This window comes from Mesorhizobium sp. M7A.F.Ca.US.014.04.1.1 (assembly GCF_003998745.1).
Taxonomy (GTDB): domain Bacteria; phylum Pseudomonadota; class Alphaproteobacteria; order Rhizobiales; family Rhizobiaceae; genus Mesorhizobium; species Mesorhizobium ciceri.
The window spans coordinates 570-972 of the sequence record NZ_RZRW01001148.1 but is presented as its reverse complement, the minus strand read 5'-3'; the positions used below and the strand labels follow the sequence as shown (position 1 = coordinate 972).

1 protein-coding gene is annotated in these 403 nt (G+C 56.6%); it reads right to left on the bottom strand.

The window, feature by feature from the left end:
* Positions 1-52 precede the first annotated feature (52 nt).
* Positions 53-403, bottom strand: a 351-nt coding sequence (locus tag EOA22_RS39395) for an amino acid ABC transporter permease (protein WP_164894323.1), incomplete at its 5' end; no start/stop codon positions are given.

The following is a 403-nucleotide window of genomic DNA, read 5'->3' as shown; positions in this document are numbered from 1 at the left end:
AACTGGGCGTACCATGTGGAGACGGCTCTGGCTTCAATGATGGCTTGAGCGCTCATCGCACCTTGCTCCTGGCATAGTGTCGTTCGATGCGGGACTGGATCAGCTCGAGGCAGATCGACAGCATCCAGTAGATGAGAGACGCCGAAATCAGCATCTCCATGTGCTGGAAGGTCTTCTGACCCAGCGTGCGGGCAAGGAACATCAGTTCCCAGACGCCGATGACCGAGACCAGCGAACTGTCCTTGAGCATGGAAATGAACTGGTTGCCGGTCGGCGGAATGATGACCGGAAGCGCCTGCGGCAGTATGATCCGGCGCATGGTCAACGAAAAGCCAAAACCCATCGAGCGCGATGCTTCCCATTGACCACGGTCGATGCTCTGGATTCCCGATCGGAAAATTTC